Annotated in this window: 12 protein-coding genes and 2 tRNA genes; 9 read left to right on the plus strand and 5 right to left on the minus strand. The window is 67.1% G+C overall.

Annotated features, from left to right (window positions below; all coding sequences use genetic code 11):
* Window positions 1-37: 37 nt before the first annotated feature.
* From ACQ86G_RS15095 to ACQ86G_RS15105, 3 genes are all read left to right on the plus strand, one after another.
* Window positions 38-113, plus strand: a tRNA-Gly gene (locus ACQ86G_RS15095).
* Between the two features lie 100 nt (window positions 114-213).
* A tRNA-Leu gene (locus tag ACQ86G_RS15100) sits at window positions 214-301 on the plus strand.
* A 28-nt stretch (window positions 302-329) separates the two neighbouring features.
* Window positions 330-1,622, plus strand: coding sequence for an MFS transporter (locus tag ACQ86G_RS15105; RefSeq protein ID WP_431261272.1), 1,293 nt, complete (start codon window positions 330-332; stop codon window positions 1,620-1,622).
* A 43-nt stretch (window positions 1,623-1,665) separates the two neighbouring features.
* On the opposite strand, the gene murI is transcribed toward ACQ86G_RS15105, so the two are convergent.
* On the minus strand, window positions 1,666-2,535 hold the full coding sequence (gene murI, locus ACQ86G_RS15110) for a glutamate racemase (RefSeq protein WP_431261273.1): 870 nt from the start codon (window positions 2,533-2,535) through the stop codon (window positions 1,666-1,668).
* A gap of 283 nt (window positions 2,536-2,818) precedes the next feature.
* Between murI and ACQ86G_RS15115 the strand changes: the two genes are divergently transcribed.
* The 4 genes from ACQ86G_RS15115 to ACQ86G_RS15130 all read left to right on the plus strand — a co-directional run bounded on the left by ACQ86G_RS15115 (window position 2,819) and on the right by ACQ86G_RS15130 (window position 7,495).
* A complete protein-coding gene (locus ACQ86G_RS15115; RefSeq protein ID WP_088403557.1) occupies window positions 2,819-3,574 on the plus strand; it encodes an electron transfer flavoprotein subunit beta/FixA family protein in 756 nt (251 codons plus the stop codon).
* A 28-nt stretch (window positions 3,575-3,602) separates the two neighbouring features.
* Window positions 3,603-4,532: an electron transfer flavoprotein subunit alpha/FixB family protein gene (locus tag ACQ86G_RS15120; protein WP_431261274.1), complete on the plus strand. Its 930-nt coding sequence runs from the start codon at window positions 3,603-3,605 to the stop codon at window positions 4,530-4,532.
* A 100-nt stretch (window positions 4,533-4,632) separates the two neighbouring features.
* Window positions 4,633-6,426, plus strand: coding sequence for an acyl-CoA dehydrogenase (locus tag ACQ86G_RS15125; RefSeq protein WP_431261275.1), 1,794 nt, complete (start codon window positions 4,633-4,635; stop codon window positions 6,424-6,426).
* A gap of 130 nt (window positions 6,427-6,556) precedes the next feature.
* Window positions 6,557-7,495, plus strand: coding sequence for an NAD(P)H-dependent flavin oxidoreductase (locus ACQ86G_RS15130; protein ID WP_431261409.1), 939 nt, complete (start codon window positions 6,557-6,559; stop codon window positions 7,493-7,495).
* Window positions 7,496-7,557: 62 nt separating this feature from the next.
* Here the strand turns inward: ACQ86G_RS15130 and ACQ86G_RS15135 are convergent, their stop codons facing one another.
* The 3 genes from ACQ86G_RS15135 to ACQ86G_RS15145 form a co-directional block, all read right to left on the minus strand.
* Window positions 7,558-9,087 (minus strand): ABC transporter substrate-binding protein, encoded by a 1,530-nt coding sequence (locus ACQ86G_RS15135; protein ID WP_431261276.1) that lies wholly within the window; start codon window positions 9,085-9,087, stop codon window positions 7,558-7,560.
* Window positions 9,088-9,342: 255 nt separating this feature from the next.
* Window positions 9,343-10,947, minus strand: coding sequence for an ABC transporter substrate-binding protein (locus ACQ86G_RS15140; protein WP_431261277.1), 1,605 nt, complete (start codon window positions 10,945-10,947; stop codon window positions 9,343-9,345).
* Between the two features lie 70 nt (window positions 10,948-11,017).
* Window positions 11,018-11,419 carry a hypothetical protein gene (locus ACQ86G_RS15145; RefSeq protein WP_431261278.1) on the minus strand — a complete coding sequence of 134 codons (402 nt, stop codon included), beginning with the start codon at window positions 11,417-11,419 and terminating at the stop codon, window positions 11,018-11,020.
* A gap of 131 nt (window positions 11,420-11,550) precedes the next feature.
* Here ACQ86G_RS15145 and ACQ86G_RS15150 point away from each other — a divergent pair, with 131 nt between their 5' ends.
* A complete protein-coding gene (locus tag ACQ86G_RS15150) occupies window positions 11,551-12,678 on the plus strand; it encodes a branched-chain amino acid ABC transporter substrate-binding protein (RefSeq protein ID WP_431261279.1) in 1,128 nt (375 codons plus the stop codon).
* 185 nt (window positions 12,679-12,863) lie between these two features.
* On the opposite strand, the gene ACQ86G_RS15155 is transcribed toward ACQ86G_RS15150, so the two are convergent.
* A complete protein-coding gene (locus tag ACQ86G_RS15155; protein WP_431261280.1) occupies window positions 12,864-13,706 on the minus strand; it encodes an isopenicillin N synthase family dioxygenase in 843 nt (280 codons plus the stop codon).
* A 364-nt stretch (window positions 13,707-14,070) separates the two neighbouring features.
* Here ACQ86G_RS15155 and ACQ86G_RS15160 point away from each other — a divergent pair, with 364 nt between their 5' ends.
* Complete coding sequence (locus ACQ86G_RS15160) at window positions 14,071-16,923, plus strand: 2-oxoglutarate dehydrogenase E1 component (RefSeq protein ID WP_431261281.1); 2,853 nt, start codon at window positions 14,071-14,073, stop codon at window positions 16,921-16,923.
* Window positions 16,924-16,992 lie beyond the last annotated feature (69 nt).

Consider the following 16,992-nt stretch of genomic DNA (forward strand, 5'->3'; position numbering starts at 1 on the left):
TCGGTTGGGGTGATTCATCACTCCGCTGTCCTGCGATGCGGGAATAGCTCAGTTGGTAGAGCGCAACCTTGCCAAGGTTGAGGTCGCGAGTTCGAGCCTCGTTTCCCGCTCCAAATCCTCAAAAGGGAAGCCCATGCGGCTTCCCTTTTTTCTTTGTCGGTCGCCGTGATAATGCGCGCTCACTCCGACATGGAATCGATGCGGAGTCGTCGCGCCTCGATGGTGAAATTGGTAGACACAGCGGACTTAAAATCCGCCGCCCTCAACCGGCGTACGGGTTCGAGTCCCGTTCGAGGCACCACGCGATCGGCTTCCAGAGACCGCAGCGCATGGGCATGTTTGTGCAGGAACTGTTGAACCCGGGCGTGCGCAAGCGCGAAGTCTTCGGCTGGTCGATGTACGACTTCGCCAACTCGGGCTACACCACGGTCGTCCTGACCGCCGTCTACAACGCGTACTTCGTCGGCGTCATCGCCAAGGGCCAGCCGTCGGCGACGCTGCTCTGGACCGTGCTGATCGCCGTCTCCAGCTTCCTTGTCATGGTGACGATGCCGGGGCTGGGTGCCTGGGCCGATGCGCATGGCGCGAAGAAGAAACTGCTCGGCATCTGCACGCTCGGCTGCGTGCTGTCGACCGCCGCGCTGGCGGTGTTCGGCGCCGATCAGCTGTGGTGGGCCGCCGCGGCTGTCATCCTCTCCAACGTCTTCTTCTCGTACGGCGAATCGCTGATCGCGGCGTTCCTGCCGGAACTCGCTCGGCGCGATGCGCTCGGGCGCGTGTCGGGCTGGGGGTGGGCCTTCGGTTACCTGGGTGGGATGCTCGCGCTTGGACTGAGCCTGGGCTACGTGCTGAGCGCGCAGGCGCGCGGCGACTCCGCCGACCACTTCGTTCCCGTCACGATGTTGATCACCGCCGGCCTGTACCTGCTCGCCGCGCTGCCGACCTTCCTGCTGCTGCGCGAGCGCGCCGATCCCTGCGCCACGCGGCGCGTCTCACGCATGGGGTCAGGTCTTTCCCAGCTGTGGACCTCCTGGCAGCGCGCCCGCGCATACCCCGATTTCCTGCGCCTGCTGGCCTGCGGGACGAGCTATCAGGCCGGCATCGCCGTCGTCATCGCACTTGCGGCGGTCTACGCCGAACAGGCGCTGGGGTTCTCGCAGGCGCAGACGATGACCCTGGTGTTCCTCGTGAACATCGCCTCCGCCGTCGGCGCCTTCCTGTTCGGTTACTACGAGGACCGCATCGGTCACCAGCCCGCGCTCGCGATGACGCTGGTCGGCTGGATGGTCATGACGCTGCTGGCCTTCCTGGCGACCAGCGCCTGGCTGTTCTGGATCGCCGCGGTGATCGCGGGGCTGTGCATGGGCTCCAGCCAGTCCTGCGGCCGCGCACTGGCAGGCGCGCTCGCGCCTCACGACCGCCTGGCCGAGTTCTTCGGCCTCTGGACCTTCGCCACGCGCCTCGCCGCGATCATCGGTCCGCTGACCTACGGCGCAGTCACGGTGCTGACGGCGGGCAATCACCGGCTGGCGATCCTCGCGACCGGTGTCTTCTTTGTCCTGGGCTATTGGCTGCTGAGACGCGTCGACATGACGCGAGGACTCGCGCGGGCCCTGATCTGAGTTCGCATCGGGCGTCGTCGAACGCGGCTGCGCCGCCTGATGCTCAGGCGGTGATGCGGGCCGCCGTCACGTCGCGCCAGCCGAGCGCCTCACGCGCCAGATGCTGGAGCGGGGCGGGATCGCCGGTGCTTTCGAGCACGATCGCCGCAGGTCCGGTCGCGACCATGCCGAGGCTCTCCCACACGCGCCGGGCCTGACGCGCGACGGCGTCCTCGATGTTGAGCAACTGCACGCCGTCACCGAGCGCCGCCTGGATGCGCGGCTGCACCAGCGGATAGTGGGTGCAGCCGAGCAGCACCGTGTCGACACCACGCTCCCGCAGCGGTGCGCAGAAGCGCTCGATCAGATCGCCGAGTTCGGCGCTGCGCAGATCGCCTTGCTCGATCAGCGTGACCAGGCCGGGGCAGGGCTGGCTGATCAACTCGACATCGCTCGCATGGGCGGCGACGAGCTGCTCGAAACGTCGGCTCGCGATCGTCGCCGTCGTGGCCATCACGCCGATGCGGCCGTTGCGCGTCGCGGCCACGGCCGGTTTCACGCCCGGCTCGATGCCCACGACCGGCCAGTCCGGCCAGCGCTCCCGCATCGCCTGCACGGCATGCGCCGTCGCCGTGTTGCAGGCCACCACCGCCATGCGGGCGCCGACCTCGCGCAGGCGCTCGGCCACGCGCACGCTGCGCTCGACGATGTAATCGCTGCTGCGATCCCCGTAGGGCGCATGCGCGGTGTCCGCGACGTAGTGCAGCGGCACCTCGGGCAACTGCTCGCGCAGCGCCTTGAGCACGGTCAGCCCGCCGACCCCGGAATCGAAGACCCCGATGCAAGGGACGCGCAGATCGGTGTCGTGGGGGCTGGCGAGGGTGATCGCGGAGGCGGTCGTGAGGGGACTTAGTGGGGAGGGCAGGAGAGGCACGGAACTCGCGGGCGTGATCGTGAGAAGGCGGACGGCGTGTGTCGGGAGCGCAGTCTAGAGGAATCCCTCACTCCTGCCGTGAACCCCTTGGCAGCGGCGAAGCTATGGCTAGAATAGAACGATCGTTCGTTTTATTTTCGAGCCAGCGCCGAGGAGACGCTCGCGGTTTTCCGGGATGCCCGGGACGGGAGCAGGGGCGCATGACGGCTGGGAGACACGGGAGCGCCCCGGGGCTCCCATAGAATCTGATTAACGTTAACGTCAATCCGCTTGGAGTGCTTCGATGAAGGTATTGGTCCCCGTCAAACGAGTCGTCGATTACAACGTCAAGGTGCGCGTCAAGAGTGACGGGACCGGCGTGGACATCGCCAACGTGAAGATGTCCATGAACCCGTTCGACGAGATCGCCGTCGAGGAAGCCGTCCGCCTGAAGGAGAAGGGCGTGGTCACCGAGGTGATCGCCGTCTCCTGCGGCGTCACGCAGTGCCAGGAAACGCTGCGCACCGCGATGGCCATCGGCGCCGACCGTGCGATCCTGGTCGAGACCCCGGCCGACCTCGAGCTGCAGCCGCTGGCCGTGGCCAAGCTGCTGAAGGCGCTGGTCGACAAGGAACAGCCGCAGCTGGTGATCCTGGGCAAGCAGGCCATCGACGACGATTGCAACCAGACCGGCCAGATGCTGGCCGCGCTGACCGGCCTGCCGCAAGGCACGTTCGCGTCGAAGGTGGAAGTCGCCGACGGCAAGGTCAACGTGACGCGTGAAGTCGACGGCGGCCTGGAGACGGTCAGCCTGACGCTGCCCGCGGTCGTGACGACCGACCTGCGCCTGAACGAGCCGCGTTACGTGACGCTGCCCAACATCATGAAGGCGAAGAAGAAGCAGCTCGACGTGGTCAAGCCCGCCGACCTGGGCGTGGACGTGTCGCCGCGCATCAAGACGCTGTCGGTGGCCGAGCCGCCCAAGCGCAGCGCCGGCATCAAGGTGCCGGACGTCGCGACCCTCGTGACGAAGCTGAAGACCGAGGCCAAGGTCATCTGAACCGCAGAACAAGATCCGGAGATAAGACATGACCATCCTCGTCATCGCTGAACACGACAACGCCTCGCTCAAGGGCGCCACGCACCACGTCGTCACCGCCGCTGCCGCCATCGGCGGCGACGTGCACGTGCTGGTCGTCGGCTCGAACGCCGGCGCCGCCGCGCAGGCCGCCGCGAAGATCTCGGGCGTCGCCAAGGTCCTGCACGCCGACGGCGCGCAGTTCGCCGACGGCCTGGCCGAGAACGTCGCCGCCCAGGTGATCGCCATCGCCAAGGACTACTCGCACCTGCTGTTCCCGGCGACCGCCGCCGGCAAGAACGTCGCGCCGCGCGTCGCCGCGCTGCTGGACGTCGGCCAGGTGAGCGACATCACCAAGGTCGTCAGCCCTGACACCTTCGAGCGCCCGATCTACGCCGGCAATGCGATCGCCACCGTGCAGTCGACCGACGCCGTCAAGGTGATCACCGTGCGCACGACCGGCTTCGACTCCGCGGCTGAAGGCGGCAGCGCTGCCGTGGAATCGCTGTCCGGCGTGGCCGACAGCGGCAAGAGCAGCTTCGTTGGCCGTGAGGTCACGAAGAGCGATCGTCCCGAACTGACCGCCGCCAAGATCATCGTGTCGGGCGGCCGCGCGCTGGGCAGCAGCGACAAGTTCAACGAAGTGCTGACGCCGCTGGCCGACAAGCTGAACGCCGCGCTGGGTGCTTCGCGCGCCGCGGTGGACGCGGGCTACGCGCCCAACGACTGGCAGGTCGGCCAGACCGGCAAGATCGTCGCGCCGCAGCTGTACATCGCCGCCGGCATCTCCGGCGCGATCCAGCATCTGGCCGGCATGAAGGACTCCAAGGTGATCGTCGCGATCAACAAGGATCCGGAAGCGCCGATCTTCTCGGTGGCCGACTACGGCCTGGAAGCCGACCTGTTCACGGCCGTGCCTGAACTGGTCAAGGCGCTGTAATCGATCGCTGAGCACCGCGGCCGCATCGAACGGCCGCTGACAAGACCAAGGGCGCCCGCCGACGACGCGCGGCGCCCTTTTTCATCCGGAGACAAGCCCCATGACCTACCGCGCCCCGATCAAGGACATGCTGTTCAACATGCAGGCCCTGGCCGGCCTGCAGACGCTGGCCGAGCAGATCCCCGCGTTCGCCGACCACGGCCTGGACACCGCGCAGGCGGTGCTCGAGGAATCGGCCAAGCTGAACGAGGACGTGATCGCGCCGCTGAACGTCGAGGGCGACAGGAACCCGTCGACCTGGAAGAACGGCGAGGTCTTCGCGACGCCGGGCTTCAAGGCGGCGTTCAAGCAGTACGCCGAGGGCGGCTGGCAGGGGTTGCAGCATCCGGAGGCCTATGGGGGTCAGGCCTTGCCCAAGACGATCGGCGCGGCCTGCGGCGAGATCGTGCAGGCGGCCAACGTCAGCTTCGCGCTGTGCCCGCTGCTGACCGACGGCGCGATCGAGGCGCTGCTGGTCGCGGGCTCCGAGGAGCAGAAGCAGACCTTCATCCCGAAACTGATCTCCGGCGAGTGGACCGGCACCATGAACCTGACCGAGCCGCAGGCCGGTTCGGATCTCGCGATGGTGCGCACCCGCGCGGAGCCGCAGGGCGACGGCACCTACAAGGTCTTCGGCACCAAGATCTTCATCACCTGGGGCGAGCACGACATGGCGGACAACATCGTCCACCTGGTGCTCGCGCGCGTGCCGGGCGCGCCCGAAGGCGTGAAGGGCATCAGCCTGTTCCTGGTGTCGAAGTTCCTGGTGAACGCCGACGGCTCGCTGGGCGCGCGCAACGACGCGCACTGCGTGTCCATCGAGCACAAGCTCGGCATCAAGGCGAGCCCGACGGCGGTGCTCCAGTTCGGCGATCACGGCGGCGCCATCGGCACGCTGATCGGTGAAGAGAACCGCGGCCTTGAATACATGTTCATCATGATGAACGCGGCCCGCTTCGGCGTCGGCGTGCAGGGCATCGCGGTGGCGGACCGCGCCTACCAGAAGGCCGTCGAGTACGCGAAGGACCGCGTGCAGTCGCGGCCGGTCGACGGCTCGTCGAAGGACGCCGCGGCGATCATCCATCACCCCGACGTGCGTCGCATGCTGATGACGCAGCGCGCGCTGGTCGAAGGCTGCCGCGCGATGGCGATCGACGCCGCCGCGGCCTACGACATGGCCCACCACCACGAGGACGCCGAGACCCGCAAGGAGGCCCAGGCCTTCTACGAGTTCATGGTGCCGCTGGTGAAGGGCTACAGCACGGAGATGAGCCTGGAGGTCACCTCGCTGGGCGTGCAGGTGCACGGCGGCATGGGCTTCATCGAGGAGACCGGCGCGGCGCAGTACTACCGCGACGCGCGCATCCTGCCGATCTACGAGGGCACGACGGCGATCCAGGCCAACGACCTGGTCGGCCGCAAGACGGTGCGCGACGGCGGCGCCTTTGCGCGCAGCGTGGCGGCGCAGGTCGAGGAAACCGAAGGCGCGCTGGCCGCCAACGGCAGTGCCGACGCGCTGGCCGTGCGCACGCAGTTGGCCGCGGCACGCGCGGCCTTCGTCGAGGTGGTCGACTTCATCGCGGCCAACGGCAAGGCCAAGCCGAATGCCGCCTTCGCGGGATCGGTGCCTTACCTGATGGTGGGCGGCAACCTGATGGCGGGCTGGCAGCTGGCGCGCTCGCTGCTCGCCGCGCAGGAACTGAAGGCGACCGGCGAAGACGTCGCCTTCATGGACGCCAAGATCGTCACCGCGCGCTTCTACGCCGAGCACATCCTGCCCCGCTGCGCCGCGCAGCGCGACGCGGTCGTGAACGGCGCGGACAGCGTGATGGCGCTGCCGATCGACGCGTTCTGACGCGTCCTGACGCCTGATGAGCTGACTGCAACGTCCCCTGCGCGACGCATGATCGCGGGTGCGGGGGTCACCATGGACGGCATCGATCCGTCGACTTGACCCGAGGAGATTCCGAGGTGGCACTTCCCCGCTGTTCAACAAGCTGCGCCTGCCGGTCATCGGCTCGCCGCTGTTCATCATCAGCAACCCCAAGCTGGTGATCGCGCAATGCAAGGCCGGCATCGTCGGCTCGATGCCGTCGCTCAACGCCCGTCCGGCCGAGCTGCTCGACGACTGGCTCGCCGAGATCACGGAGACGCTGGCCGCGCATGACCGCGCGCATCCGGAGTCGCCGGCCGCGCCGTTCGCGATCAACCAGATCGTGCACAAGAGCAACGACCGGCTCGACCACGACATGGCCCTGTGCGCCAAGTACAAGGTGCCCATCGTGATCACGTCGCTGGGCGCGCGCGAGGACGTCAACGCCGCGGTGCACGGCTGGGGCGGCATCGTGCTGCACGACATCATCAACAACAAGTTCGCGAAGAAGGCGATCGAGAAGGGCGCCGACGGCCTGATCGCCGTCGCGGCAGGCGCCGGCGGCCATGCCGGCGTGAAGAGCCCCTTCGCGCTGATCCAGGAGATCCGCGAGTGGTTCGACGGCCCGCTGGCGCTGTCGGGCTCGATGGCCAGCGGCGACGCGATCCTCGCGGCGCGGGCGATGGGCGCGGACCTCGCGTACATCGGCTCGGCCTTCATCGCGACGGAGGAAGCGCGCGCGTCCGACGACTACAAGCAGATGATCGTCGAGAGCAACAGCGACGACATCGTCTACAGCAACCTGTTCACCGGCGTGCACGGCAACTACCTGAAGGGCTCGATCGTCAAGGCCGGCCTGGATCCGGAGAACCTGCCCGAGAGCGATCCGACGAAGATGAACTTCGGCGGCACCGGGGCGAAGGCCTGGAAGGATGTCTGGGGCAGCGGCCAGGGCATCGGCGCGATCCGCGAGGTGCTGCCTGCCGGCGAACTGGTGGCGCGCTTCGATCGCGAGTACCAGGCGGCGCGCCAGCGCCTTGCGCTGGTCTGACCACCGCGCGACATGACGACAAAGGCCACCTCGCGGTGGCCTTTTGCATGGGGTCTACGCGATCACTTGATCGTCGTGAACCGCGCCTCCGGTCGATCGTCGGAGCGGTGCGGCGTCGTGACGCTCTTCTTCATCGCCCACGGGCGGACCTGGTGATGCAGCGGGATGAAGAAGACCTCGTCGCGGATGCGCACGAGGCCGTCCTTCAGCAGCGCGTTGCGCTTGGCCACGTCGCCTTCGACCTTCGCGGCGTCGATGATCTGGTCCAGCTTCGCGTCGCTGAGGCGGAAGTAGTTGCCGCTGCCGTCCGCACCGCCCGCGCGCGTGCGCGCCAGCGACTGCATCGTGTACAGCGCGTCATACGTCGGCACGCCCCAGCCGTACAGGAACAGCGGGTACTCGAAGGCCTGCAGCTTCGGGCTGAAGGTGCTGAACGATTCGGTCTGCAGCCGGGCCTTGATGCCGACCTTGCTCCACATCGACACCACCGCGAGGCAGATCTCCTCGTCGTTGACGTAGCGGTTGTTGGGGCAGTTCATCGGCACGTCGAAGCCGTTCGGGTAACCGGCCTCGGCCAGCAGCTTCTTCGCGCGTTCGGCGTCGACCTTGGTCGGCACGTCGATGTCCGGCGCGTTGCCGTTCACGCCCGGCGCGACCATGATGCCGGCCGGCACCGACAGACCGCGCATCGTCGCGCGCTTGATCGCCTCGCGGTCGATGGCCAGCGACAGCGCCTCGCGCACCCGCTTGTCCTTGAACGGGTTCTTGCCCGTCACGCTGCTGCCCTTGAGCTGCTCGCTGCCCTGGTCCATGCCGATGAAGATCGTGCGCGTCTCGCTGCCTTCCGCGACGCTGAGCTTCGGATCGGCCTTCAGCCGGCCCACGTCCTGCGTCGGGATGTCGGACAGCAGGTCCACGTCGCCCGACAGCAGCGCCGCGACGCGCGTCGGATCCGACTTGATCGGCGTGTAGATGACCTCGTCGACATTGGTCGCGTTCTTCGCGTCCCACCACTCCTTGTTCTGGACCATCGTGATGCGCTGGTCCGGTTGCCAGCCGGTGATCCGGTACGGGCCGGTGCCGTTGGCGTTGCGCGTGGCGAAGGTCTCTTCCTTGGCCTTGAAGTCCGGCAGGTTGGTCGCCTTGTTCTTGTCCGCCCAGGTCTTGCTCATGATGCGGAAGTCGACGAACTGACGCAGCAGGATCGGATTGGGGGCGGCCAGGATCACATCGACGGTGTGGCTGTCGACCTTCTTGATGTCGGTGACACCGGCCACGAACAGGTGCATCGTGCCCACCGGCTGCTTGATCCGATGGAACGAGAACACCACGTCGTCCGCGGTGAACGGCGAGCCGTCGTGGAACTTCACGCCCTTGCGCAGCTCGAAGCGGACCTGCGTCGGGCTGACCTGCGTCCACTTGGTGGCCAGCGAGGGCTCGACCTGGTATTGGCGGTCGTAGCGCGTCAGACCCTCATAGGCGTGCTGCGCGATCGCGTTCGTGGTGCTGTGGTTCTGCGAGTGCGGATCCAGCGTCAGCACGTCGTTCTGTGCGGCCCAGCGCAGCGGGGCGGCGTGGGCGGTCCCGGCCATCGCCGCGAGGGCGGCGACGCACAGAGCGGTCAGAGCGGTGCGGGCGGATCGGATCGATCCGGAGTGATTCCTCGACATGAGCGGTAGCTCCCTTGGCAACGTCGTTAAGCAAACGTGAAGTCGCCTGGATGCTAGCCGCCGCAACCCTCGACGGGAGCGCGGTCCACCTTGGGGATTGCCCCAGGGGCGGGCCGGAAAACTCAGCCGCCGAGGAAGGACATCCGGGTTCCGAGCATGGCCCGCCCGGTCACGCCCTCACTTGATCGTCGTGAACCGCGCCTCCGGCCGGTCGTTGGAGCGGTGCAGCGTCTGCAGGTTGGCGCGCATCGCCCACGGCCGCACCTGATGGTGCAGGGGGATGAAGAGGTACTGGTCGCGCGTGCGCACCAGCGCGTCGCGCAGCAGGGCGTTGCGCTTGGGGATGTCGATCTCGCTCTTGGCGGCGTCGATCAGCTTGTCGAGCGCCGGATCGCTGACCTTGGAGAAGTTGAAGCTGCCGTCCGCGCCGCCGCTGCGGGTGCGCGCCAGCGCCTGCAGCGAGTAGAGCGCGTCCATCGTCGACACGCCCCAGCCCAGCATGTACAGCGGCGCTTCGAAGCGCTGGAACAGCTGGCTGTGTTGCGACATCGGCTGCGCGGTCAGGCGCGCCGTGACGCCGATCTTGCTCCACATCGAGACGACGGCCAGGCAGACCTTCTCATCGTTGACGTAGCGGTTGTTGGGGCAGTTCAGCGGCAGCTCGAAGCCGTTCGGATAGCCGGCGTCGGCGAGCAGCTTCTTCGCACGGACCAGGTCGGGCTTGGCGGGCTTGTCCAGCGCGGCGTCGTAGCCGTTGACGCCGGGCGGGACCATCAGCGAGGCCGGCACCGACATGCCGCGCATGATGCTGCGCTTGATCGCCTCGCGGTCGATGGCGATGGAGAGCGCTTCCCGCACGCGGATGTCCTTGAACGGGTTCTTGCCCTTCACGGACGAGCCGCGCAGCTCGTCGCTGCCCAGGTCCATCGCGAAGAAGATGGTGCGGGTCTCGGGGCCCTCGATCGACTTGAGCTTGGCGTCGGCCTTCACCGCGGCGACGTCCTGCGTCGGCACCTCGGTCAGCAGGTCCACGTCGCCCGAAGTGAGCGCCGCGACGCGCGTCGGATCCGACTTGATCGGGATGTAGCTGACCTCGGTGATGTTGCCCTTGTTCTTGTCCCACCAGCCCTTGTTGATCGTCATCGAGATCTTCTGGTCGGGCTGCCAGGAGGTGATCTCGTACGGGCCGGTGCCGTCGGTATGGCGGCTCGCGTAGTTCTCGTCCTTGGCCTTGTAATCGGCCATCTGCGTCGCCTTGTTCTTCTCCGCCCAGACCTTGCTCATGATCCGGAAGTCGACCAGGTTGCGCAGCAGGATGGGCTGCGGCGAGTCGAGGATCAGGTCGACGGTGAAGTCGTCGATCTTCTTGATCTCCTTGATGCCGGTGACGTAGATCTGCATCGTGCCCTGGGGCTGGCGGACGCGGTCGAAGCTGAAGATCACGTCGTCCGCGGTGAAGGGCGAACCGTCGTGGAACTTCACGCCCTTGCGCAGCTCGAAGCGCACCTGCGTCGGGCTGATCTGCGTCCACTTCGTGGCCAGGCAGGGCTCGACCTCCCACTGCTCGTTGTAGCGGGTCAGGCCCTCGTAGGCGTGCTGCAGGATGGCGCTGGTGGTGGTGTGGTCCTGCGAGTGCGGATCCAGCGTCAGCACGTCGTTCTGCGCGGCCCAGCGCAGCGCCACGGCTTGCGCGCCGGGTGCGGCGGCGATCGCGCCGAACGCGAGGGCCACGGAGAGCGCCATGCGGGCGCGGACAAAGCGGAATGTCTGGATGCGGGACATGGGCGGACTCCGATGAAGCCTGGTCAGGCGATGCTCGGCCCATGCTATGCCCGGCGGGGGCAGGCGTTGCTTAGCGCTTCTCCGGAGATGACGCGGAGGAAGCGCCGGAAGTCGGCAAGGTCGGCGAGACGGGCGCGGTCGTCGGCTCGATGTCCGCGTCGCAGCCGATGCCGGCGGCGATCATGCGCCGCGCGTAGCGGCGGATTAGGCGATTGAGCAGCCCCTCCGGCTTGAGTGTTCGCAACCCAACATAGCGCGTCGGATGCACCAGCATGCCGCATCGGTACTGCCGGTCGTCCTCGGACCACTGCAACGCGCGACACGCACCCTCGCGCTTCAGGCTGACCAGCATGCCGAGCGGACAGGGCTCGGCGAGGCAGCAGACGCCGCAGCCGTTGCACGGCGCGCCGACGGCGGGCTTGGGTGGCGCTTCCGGCTGGATCCAGATGACGCTGCCTGATCGGGAGGACATGCCCCACTGTAGACGGGCGCGCGTCGCCTCTTTCACGGGCGCGCTTCCCCGTCGCGCCGCAGCCGCTTCACGGCGTCATTACGTAGACTCGTGCTCTCCCTTACCGGGGAAGACCTTACCGAGGAAGACATATGAAGAAGTTCTCTCTGAAACTGCTGGTGCTGGCCGCCGGCTTCGCCGCCCTGGGTGCCCACGCGCAGGAGCGCGTCCGCATCGGCTTCATGAGCCCGGTCACCGGACCGCAGGCCGGTTACGGCATCGACAACCGCGACGGCGCGGCGCTCGCCATCAAGGAGCTGAACGCCAAGGGCGTGAAGGTCGGCGGCAAGCCGGTGGTGTTCGAGCTCGACGTCAACGACGACGTGGCCGATCCCCGCCAGGGCGTGCAGGTGGCGCAGGCGCTGGTCGACAAGAAGATCAAGTTCGTGCTCGGGCCCTACAACTCGGGCGTGACCATGCCGGCCTCGCGCGTGTTCTCCGACGGCGGCGTGATCGTGCTGACGGTGGCGTCCAACCCGCGCATCACGCAGCAGCCGAACCAGTCCAACCTGTTCCGCATCGGCGCGACCGACAACCAGCTCGGCGCGAAGATGGCCGTGTACGCGGCGCAGGACCTGAAGGTGAAGACGGTCGCCGTCATCGACGACCGCACCGCCTACGGCCAGGGCGTCGCGCAGGAGTTCACCGCACAGGCGACCAAGCTCGGCATCAAGGTCGTGTCCAAGGAATTCACCAACGACAAGGCCACGGACTTCAGCAGCATCCTGACCGCCGTGAAGGCCGCCAAGCCCGACGCCGTCTTCTACGGTGGCTACTCGGCGCAGGGCGGCCCGATGCTGCGCCAGATGCGCGGACTCGGCATCACGGTGCCGCTGCTGGGCGGCGACGGCATCTGCTCGTCGGAGACCGCGACGCTGTCGCAGATCGCGACCGACCTGAACGCGTACTGCACGCAGGGCGGCGCGCTGATCGACCGCAGCGCCAAGGGCAAGCAGTTCCTGGACAAGTACAAGGCCGAGTTCAAGCGCGACCCGCTGACCTACGCGGCGTCCTTCTACGACGGCGCCTACCTGCTGGCCGGCGCCATCGAGGCGACGCAGTCCACCGATCCGAAGAAAGTCGGCGAACACCTGGCGAAGTCGAGCTACGCCGGCGTGGCCGGCGAGTACGCCTACGACGACAAGCACGACCTCAAGTCGTCCGCCGTCACGGTGTTCACGCTCAAGGGCAAGGACGTCGTGCCGTTGAAGAGCCTCTGAACTCCTGAAGACCGAGCCAGAGCCGGCAGCACCGGTGCCCCTCTGCGCTCACAGTCTTCGCTTCGCTCAGGGTTCGCTTCGAGGGGCACCGGCGCCGCCGGCTCCCGCGTGAGATCGCCCTGAAATGCAGAAGGCCCGTTCCCGGGAGGGAAAGGGCCTTGCTTCTGATGGGGCCTGGCCTGGTGTCAGGTCTTGACGCCCAACTCCCGCAGCCGTTCTTCCAGGTACTCGTGCGCGGTATAGCGATCCGACAGGACCACGTCCTCACGCGGATGCAGGAACAGCGGCAGCGACACGCGGCTCTTCTTCGCGCCTTCGCCGGTCGGGTTGACCACGCGGTGCTGCGTCGACGGGTAGTAGCCCTGCGACGCTTCCTGCAGCATGTCGCCGATGTTGATGATCAGCATGCCGAAGTCGCCCGGCACATCCACCCATTCGCCGTCCTTGCCCTGGACCTGCAGGCCGGGCTCGTTGGCCGCCGGCAGGATGGTCAGCAGGTTGATGTCGCCGTGCGCTGCGGCGCGCAGCGACCCGGCCGGCTCGTTGCCGGTCAGCGGGGGATACCGCAGCACGCGCAGCAGGGTGTGCCGGCTGTCCTTGATCATGTGGGACAAGGGCTCGCGATAGTTCTTCGCGATGTCGGCCGGGGTGTGCTTCTCCACCCACGACAGCAGCTCCGCCGCCAGGTCGTTGGCGATGCCGTAGTAGCGCATCGCGTCCTCCTTCAGCGACGCCGGCATCCTTCCCCACGGGTAGAGGTGGAAGTACTCCTTGATGTCCTTCTGCGTGTGGCCCTTGGCGGTCTCCGAGATCTCGGTGGAGAAGTAGCCGTCCTGCGTCTCCTTGGAGAACGCCAGCTCGTGTTTCTCGGTCCCGTTGAAGTAGCCGAGCCAGTCGGCGTAGATCTTCTCGACCAGTTCCTGGGGCAACGGGTGGTTCACCAGGACGCCGAAGCCTGTCTCGTGCAGGGAGCGGGTGAATTGCTCGGCCGCATCCGCGGCGCGGTAGTCGACGACTCGAACTTGCATGTGGGATCTCCTGTGTCCCGGGCAGTCCGCCATTCAATCTCGGGGCGGTACGCCAACCCGCAGTCTACTGCTTGGAGTTGTTGCCTCGCAAACGTTTGTGAGTCGATTCCGGGTGTGAGGCCGATGTGACGATCCGTTCGCTTGATCCCCGTCATGGACAGGGCGCACAAGATGTGGGCGAACCAGCAACAGCACGGGTTCCAGCGTGGTGCTACAGTCCTGCGCTTGTGACTTCAGGTCCTTCCCGTACCCCTTTTCTGGCAACAGCAAAGGCGGGTCGCAATCCGCCAACCGGTCAAGCCGTGTCGCGGAAGGTTCATAACCAGCCGATAGCTCCGGAAGCCGGGGCAGAGGTGAGCGAAAGATGATGCAGCAATACAGCTCGAACTCCTACCTGTTCGGGGGCAATGCTCCCTACGTCGAGGAGATGTACGAGCAGTACCTCGACAACCCGGGCGCCGTGCCCGACAACTGGCGCGCCTACTTCGACGCGCTGCAGCACGTCCCCGCGGTGGACGGCAGCGACAAGCGCGATGTGGCCCATGCCCCCGTCGTCGAATCCTTCGCGCAGCGCGCCAAGGCCAATGCCTTCAACAACCAGGTGTCCTCCGCCGAGCTCGAAGTGGCCGGCAAGCAGGTGCACGTCCAGTCGCTGATCGCCGCGTACCGCACGCTGGGCTCGCGCTGGGCCGACCTGGACCCGCTCAAGCGCACCGAACGCGCCAAGATCCCTGAACTGGAACCCGCGTCCTACGGCCTGACCGAAGCCGACATGGACCGCACGTTCAGCGCGACCAACACGTATTTCACCAAGGCCGAGCGCATGACCCTGCGCGAGATCGTGCAGGCCCTGCGTGACACCTACTGCGGCTCCGTTGGCGCCGAGTTCATGCATGTCACCGAGCCGACCGAGAAGCGCTGGTGGCAGGAACGCCTGGAGGCGATCCGCAGCAAGCCGACCTACACGGCCGAGAAGAAGCAGCAGATCCTGGAGCGCCTGACGGCCGCCGAAGGTCTGGAACGCTACCTGCACACGAAGTACGTCGGCCAGAAGCGCTTCTCGCTGGAAGGCGGCGAGAGCTTCATCGCCTCGATGGACGAGCTGGTCAAGTGCGCCGGCGCCAAGGGCGTGCAGGAGATCGTGATCGGCATGGCCCACCGCGGCCGCCTGAACGTGCTGGTGAACACCCTGGGCAAGATGCCCAAGGACCTGTTCGCCGAGTTCGACCACACCGCCCCTGAAGACCTGCCCTCGGGCGACGTGAAGTACCACCAGGGCTTCTCCAGCGACGTGACCACCCCCGGCGGCCCCGTCCACCTGAGCCTGGCCTTCAACCCGTCGCACCTGGAGATCGTGAACCCGGTCGTCGAGGGCTCGGTCAAGGCGCGCATGGACCGCCGCGGCGACAAGACCGGCGAGCAGGTGCTGCCCGTGCTGGTGCACGGCGACGCGGCCTTCGCCGGCCAGGGCGTCGTGATGGAGACGCTGGCGCTGGCGCAGACGCGCGGCTACTACACCGGCGGCACCGTCCACATCGTCATCAACAACCAGATCGGCTTCACCACCAGCGATCCGCGCGACACGCGCTCGACGCTGTACTGCTCCGACGTCGTCAAGATGATCGAGGCCCCGGTGCTGCACGTGAACGGCGACGATCCGGAAGCGGTCGTGCTGTGCACGCAGCTGGCGCTGGAGTACCGCCAGCAGTTCAAGAAGGACGTCGTCGTCGACATCGTCTGCTTCCGCAAGCTGGGCCACAACGAGCAGGACACGCCCGCGCTGACGCAGCCGCTGATGTACAAGACCATCGCCAAGCACCCCGGCACCCGCCGCCTGTACGGCGACAAGCTGGTGGCCCAGGGCGTGCTGGACGCCGAAGGTCCGGACGGCATGGTCAAGGCCTTCCGCGCCGCGATGGACGAAGGCCGTCACACCGTCGACCCGGTGCTGACCAACTTCAAGAGCAAGTACGCGACCGACTGGACCCCGTTCCTCGGCAAGAAGTGGACCGACAGCTGCGACACCGCGCTGCCGGTGGCCGAATGGAAGCGCCTGGCCGAGAAGGTCACGACGCTGCCGGGCGGCTTCAAGGCCCACACGCTGGTGGAGAAGGTCATCGCCGACCGCGCGGCCATGGGTCGCGGCGACGTCAACGTCGACTGGGGCATGGGCGAGCACATGGCCTTCGCCTCGCTGGTGGCCTCGGGCTACCCGATCCGCCTGTCGGGCGAAGACTGCGGCCGCGGCACGTTCACCCACCGCCACGCGGTGCTGCACGACCAGAACCGCGAGCGCTTCGACGAAGGCATCTACATCCCGCTGCAGAACGTCGCGGAAGGCCAGGCCCCGTTCGTCGTGATCGACTCGATCCTGTCGGAAGAGGCGGTCCTGGGCTTCGAATACGGCTACGCCGCCGCCGACCCGCACACGCTGACCATCTGGGAAGCGCAGTTCGGCGACTTCGTGAACGGTGCGCAGGTCGTGATCGACCAGTTCATCGCCTCGGGCGAAGTGAAGTGGGGCCGCTCCAACGGCCTGACGCTGATGCTGCCGCACGGCTACGAAGGCCAGGGCCCCGAGCACAGCTCGGCCCGCCTGGAGCGCTTCATGCAGCTGGCCGCCGACAACAACATGCAGATCGTCCAGCCGACGAGCGCGTCGCAGATCTTCCATCTGCTGCGTCGCCAGATGCTGCGCATGTTCCGCAAGCCGCTGGTCATCCTGACGCCCAAGTCGCTGCTGCGCGCCAAGGACGCGACCTCGCCGGTCAGCGAATTCACCAAGGGTGAGTTCCGCACCGTCATCGGCGAGACGAGCGCCGAGGTCGACGCGAGCAAGGTCAAGCGCGTGATCGCCTGCTCCGGCAAGGTGGCCTACGACCTGATCAAGGCCCGCGGCGACAAGAAGGACGTCGCGATCATCCGCGTGGAACAGCTGTACCCGTTCCCGCACAAGGCGTTCGCGGCCGAGCTGAAGAAGTACCCGAACCTGGCCGAGATCGTGTGGTGCCAGGACGAGCCGCAGAACCAGGGCGCCTGGTTCTTCGTGCAGCACTACATCCACGAGAACATGGCCGACGGCCAGAAGCTCGGCTACGCGGGCCGTCCCGCCTCGGCCTCGCCGGCCGTCGGCTACGCCCACCTGCACCAGGAACAGCAGAAGGCGCTGCTGGAGCAGGCCTTCGGGAAACTGAAGGGTTTCGTGCTGACCAAGTGAGTCATTGCGGACGCCGCGCGCCGCAATGACACCGGCGCCGGGGGCGGGCACATGCTCCCCGGCGACCGG

The sequence above is a fragment of the Roseateles chitinivorans genome (assembly GCF_050632145.1).
Taxonomy (GTDB): domain Bacteria; phylum Pseudomonadota; class Gammaproteobacteria; order Burkholderiales; family Burkholderiaceae_C; genus Roseateles; species Roseateles chitinivorans_B.

Excerpts from the sequence above, each read along its gene's own strand:
- ACQ86G_RS15140 (WP_431261277.1), bottom strand. The coding sequence starts at position 10,947 with ATGTCCCGCATCCAGACATTCCGCTTTGTCCGCGCCCGCATGGCGCTC.
- ACQ86G_RS15135 (WP_431261276.1), bottom strand. The coding sequence starts at position 9,087 with ATGGCCGGGACCGCCCACGCCGCCCCGCTGCGCTGGGCCGCACAGAAC.
- ACQ86G_RS15150 (WP_431261279.1), top strand. The coding sequence starts at position 11,551 with ATGAAGAAGTTCTCTCTGAAACTGCTGGTGCTGGCCGCCGGCTTCGCC.
- ACQ86G_RS15115 (WP_088403557.1), top strand. The coding sequence starts at position 2,819 with ATGAAGGTATTGGTCCCCGTCAAACGAGTCGTCGATTACAACGTCAAG.
- ACQ86G_RS15105 (WP_431261272.1), top strand. The coding sequence starts at position 330 with ATGGGCATGTTTGTGCAGGAACTGTTGAACCCGGGCGTGCGCAAGCGC.
- ACQ86G_RS15160 (WP_431261281.1), top strand. The coding sequence starts at position 14,071 with ATGATGCAGCAATACAGCTCGAACTCCTACCTGTTCGGGGGCAATGCT.
- ACQ86G_RS15145 (WP_431261278.1), bottom strand. The coding sequence starts at position 11,419 with ATGTCCTCCCGATCAGGCAGCGTCATCTGGATCCAGCCGGAAGCGCCA.
- ACQ86G_RS15155 (WP_431261280.1), bottom strand. The coding sequence starts at position 13,706 with ATGCAAGTTCGAGTCGTCGACTACCGCGCCGCGGATGCGGCCGAGCAA.
- ACQ86G_RS15120 (WP_431261274.1), top strand. The coding sequence starts at position 3,603 with ATGACCATCCTCGTCATCGCTGAACACGACAACGCCTCGCTCAAGGGC.
- ACQ86G_RS15125 (WP_431261275.1), top strand. The coding sequence starts at position 4,633 with ATGACCTACCGCGCCCCGATCAAGGACATGCTGTTCAACATGCAGGCC.